The sequence below is a fragment of the Phenylobacterium sp. genome, assembly GCF_031360265.1.
In the GTDB taxonomy this organism is placed as follows: Bacteria; Pseudomonadota; Alphaproteobacteria; order Caulobacterales; family Caulobacteraceae; genus Phenylobacterium.
On sequence record NZ_JANMBF010000048.1, the window covers coordinates 1 to 3,987 of the forward strand.

General features: G+C 67.8%; 4 protein-coding genes. All 4 read left to right on the forward strand.

From position 1 onward, the window contains the following. A partial coding sequence (locus RMN86_RS04265) for an NADH-quinone oxidoreductase subunit M (protein WP_309604592.1) occupies positions 1 to 1,048 on the forward strand: 1,048 nt, incomplete at its 5' end. Further along, complete coding sequence (nuoN, locus tag RMN86_RS04270; RefSeq protein WP_309604593.1) at positions 1,045 to 2,475, forward strand: NADH-quinone oxidoreductase subunit NuoN; 1,431 nt, start codon at positions 1,045 to 1,047, stop codon at positions 2,473 to 2,475. The genes RMN86_RS04265 and nuoN, both read left to right, overlap by 4 nt. A gap of 4 nt (positions 2,476 to 2,479) precedes the next feature. Next, positions 2,480 to 3,220 carry a biotin--[acetyl-CoA-carboxylase] ligase gene (locus tag RMN86_RS04275; protein ID WP_309604594.1) on the forward strand — a complete coding sequence of 247 codons (741 nt, stop codon included), beginning with the start codon at positions 2,480 to 2,482 and terminating at the stop codon, positions 3,218 to 3,220. A gap of 3 nt (positions 3,221 to 3,223) precedes the next feature. Then, the coding region (locus RMN86_RS04280; protein ID WP_309604595.1) for a type III pantothenate kinase at positions 3,224 to 3,987 on the forward strand (764 nt) is incomplete at its 3' end.

Below are 3,987 nucleotides of genomic sequence, written 5' to 3' on the forward strand. Positions count from 1 at the left end.
GTTCCTGATCATCGGCATCTGGGGCGGTCAGCGGCGGGTCTACGCGGCCTTCAAGTTCTTCCTCTACACCCTCTTGGGCTCGGTGCTGATGCTGGCCGCCATCCTGGCGATGATCGGCATTTCGGGGACCAGTTCGATCCCCGAGCTGATGGTCTTCCATTTTGCCCCGGCGGTGCAGACCTGGCTGTTCCTCGCCTTCTTCGCCTCCTTCGCGGTGAAGATGCCCATGTGGCCGGTGCACACCTGGCTGCCCGACGCCCACGTCGAGGCGCCCACGGCGGGCTCGGTGATCCTGGCCGGCATCCTGTTGAAGATGGGCGGCTACGGCTTCCTGCGCTTTTCCCTGCCGATGTTCCCTCTGGCCTCGCACTATTTCACCCCGCTGGTCTTCGCGCTCAGCGTCATCGCCGTGGTCTACACCTCGTTGGTCGCGTTTCGGCAGACCGACATGAAGAAGCTGATCGCCTATTCGTCGGTGGCGCACATGGGCTTCGTGACCATGGGCATCTTCTCCGGCAACGCCACCGGCGAGCAGGGCGCGCTGTTCCAGATGCTCAGCCACGGGGTGATCTCAGGCGCGCTCTTTCTCTGCGTCGGCGTGGTCTACGACCGGATGCACACCCGCGAGATCGCCTTCTATGGCGGGCTGGTGAATCGTATGCCCTGGTACGCCGCCGTGTTCATGCTGTTCACCATGGGCAATGTCGGCCTGCCCGGCACGTCCGGCTTCGTCGGCGAGATCCTCACCATGACCGGGACCTATGGCGTCTCTACCTGGACGGCGATCATCGCGGCGACCGGGGTGATCCTGTCGGCGGTCTATGCGCTGAACCTCTATATCGCGGCGATCTTCGGGACCCTGGTCAATCCCAAGCTCGCCGGCATCACCGATCTCGATTGGCGCGAGGTGGCGATCTTCAGCCCCCTGATCGCCGCCACCCTGGTGCTGGGCGTCTATCCCGCCGCCGTGTTCAACCTGACCCAGGCCTCGGTCGACCATCTCGTCTCGGTCTACCAGTCCGCGATCGGGGCTTCAGGACCCGCATGACCTTCTCAAGCGACCTTGGCCTGGCCTACCCGGAACTGATCCTGGCGATCGGGGCGCTGGTATTGCTGGTGGCCGGCGCCTTCGCGCCCAGGGCCAGCCGGCTCGTGGGCTGGGCCGGCGTGCTGGTGCTGCTGGGCGCCGCCGTCCAGGCCGCCACCGGCCCGCTGGGCCGGGGCTTCGCGGGCGGCATCATCGCCGACGAGGCGTCGGCCTTCGCCCAGGTAGCGATCTTCGTCGCCAGCGCCATCGCCATCCCGCTCGGCCAGCGCTGGTTCGAGCGGCGCGGCGTCGACAATTTCGAGTTCCCGGTGCTGATCCTGCTGGCCGCCCTGGGCATGGGGATGATGGTCGCGGCGGGCGACCTGATCTCGCTCTATGTGGGCGTCGAACTCCAGTCGCTGGCGCTCTATGTCCTGGCGGCGATGCACCGAGACGACGCCAAGGCGTCGGAAGCGGGGCTGAAGTATTTCGTCCTCGGCGCCCTGTCGTCCGGCATGCTGCTCTATGGCGCCAGCCTGATCTACGGCTTTGCCGGATCGACGGTGTTTACCGAGATCGCCGCCGCCGTGCAGGGCGGGGCGCATACCGGCGTGCTGTTCGGCCTGGTGTTCCTGATGTGCGGCCTGGCGTTCAAGGTCTCCGCCGCCCCCTTCCACATGTGGACGCCGGACGTCTACGAAGGCGCGCCGACGCCGGTGGTGGCATTCTTCGCCGCAGCCCCCAAGCTCGCCGCCATGGTGCTGTTCGCCCGCGTCCTGGCCGAGGGGTTCGGCGGCGCCGTCGAGCAGTGGCGCCAGGTGCTGGTGGCCCTGGCGATGATCTCCATCGGCGTCGGGGCCTTCGCGGGGCTGGCGCAGAAGAACCTCAAGCGCCTGTGGGCCTATTCCTCGATCGCCAACGTCGGCTACGCGCTGCTGGGCCTGGCCGCTGGCAACGCCCAGGGTGTCCAGTCGATGCTGGTGTTCATGGTGCTCTACATGATCGACGTGACCGGCTTCTTCGCCTGCCTGGCGGCGCTGTCGCGGCAGGGCAAGTCTATGGAGACGATCGAGGATATGGCCGGCCTGTTCAAGGCGCAGCCGGGTATCGCTCTGGCCATGACCGCCTTTTCCCTGTCGGCGCTGGGCCTGCCGCCATTCTCCGGGTTCTGGGCCAAGGTGTTCGTGTTCAAGGCGGCGCTGGGCGCGGGCCTGACCGTCTGGGCGGTGCTGGGCCTGGTGGGCTCCGTGGTGGCGGCCTTCTACTATCTGCGCCTGATCAAGGTGATGTGGTTCGACGCCGCCGCCGGCCCCACCGACACCGCGCCGCCTGAGGCCAAGGGTATCGGCCTGGCGATGGCGCTGTTCTCCTTCCCGTTGGTGCTCGCCGCCCTGGTGTGGATCTACCCGGCCGCCGGCCGCGCGGCGCACGCCTTCGGGCTCGCCTAGCGGTTTGGCAGTCCCCCCGCCGATCGAAGCCTATGACGAGCTCGACTCCACCAACGCCGAGGCGCGGCGCCGGGCCGAGGCGGGAGCGAGCGGGCCGGTCTGGATCACCGCGGCGCGCCAGTCGGCCGGGCGGGGGCGGCGAGGCCGGGCGTGGTCCACCGAGACCGGCAATCTTGCGGCGAGCCTGCTGACCACCACGGACGTCCCGGCCGCCGAGGCCGCCCAGCTGTCGTTCGTTGCGGCTCTGGCTGCTTGCGACCTGGCGGACACCTGCCTGGGGGAGGGCGTGGCGCGGCTGAAGTGGCCCAACGACGTGCTGGTGGCTGGCCGCAAGGCCGTCGGTATCCTCGTGGAATCTGGGACACAGGGAGACGGCCGGCTGTGGCTGGCCGTCGGCATCGGGGTCAATCTCGCCCACCATCCCAAGGACACGGAGCGACCGGCCACCGCTTTCGCCGAACATATGTCGGGCCCACCGCCGAAGCCCCTCGACGCGCTGGCGGTGCTGGCTGGCCAGTTCGAGATCTGGCGAAGCTTGTGGAGCCGCCAGGGCTTTTTGCCCATCGCCGCGGCCTGGACCGCGCGGGCGCACGGGCTGGGGATGCGCTGCGAGGCGCGGCTGCCCAACCGCACTCTTTGCGGCACCGCGGAGGGTCTGGATATGGACGGCGCCCTGCGGCTTCGGCTGGACGGCGGCCGCCTTGAGCGCATAACGGCCGGCGACGTCTTTTTTGAAGGGCCTTGAGCCATGCTGCTGGCGATCGAGCAGGGTAACACCAACACGCTGTTCGCGGTCCACGATGGGGAGACCTGGATCGCCCAATGGCGCTCGGCGACCCATTCCACCCGCACGGCGGATGAATACGCGGTGTGGCTGTCTCAGCTGCTGGCCATGGCGGGTCTGGCGATGGAGGTGTTTGACGGCTGCATCATTTCCAGCGTTGTGCCGCAGTCGATCTTCAACCTGCGCAACCTGGCCCGGCGCTACCTGAAGGTCGAGCCGCTGGTGATCGGCGAGAATGTCGAGCTCGGCATCGAGATCCGGATCGAAAAACCGTCGGAGGCCGGCGCCGACCGGCTGGTCAACGCCATCGGCGCCCATGTGGTCTATCCCGGCGACCTGATCGTCATCGACAGCGGCACCGCCACCACCTTCGACGTGATCGCCGCCGATGGGGCCATGGAAGGCTGCGCCATCGCGCCCGGCATCAACCTGTCGATGGAAGCCCTGCACCAGGCCGCCGCCAAACTGCCCCGCGTGGCGATCCAGCGTCCGCGCGGCAACACCGCCATCGGCAAGGATACGGTGGCGGCCATGCAATCGGGGGTCTATTGGGGCTACATTGCCTTGATCGAGGGCCTCTGCGCGCGGATCAAGGCCGAGTGGGGCAAGCCAATGACGGTGGTCGGCACCGGCGGCGTCGCCTCGCTATTCCACGGCGCGACCAGCGCCATCGACCACTTCGATCCCGACCTGACCATCCGGGGCATGTTAGAAATCTACCGCCGGAA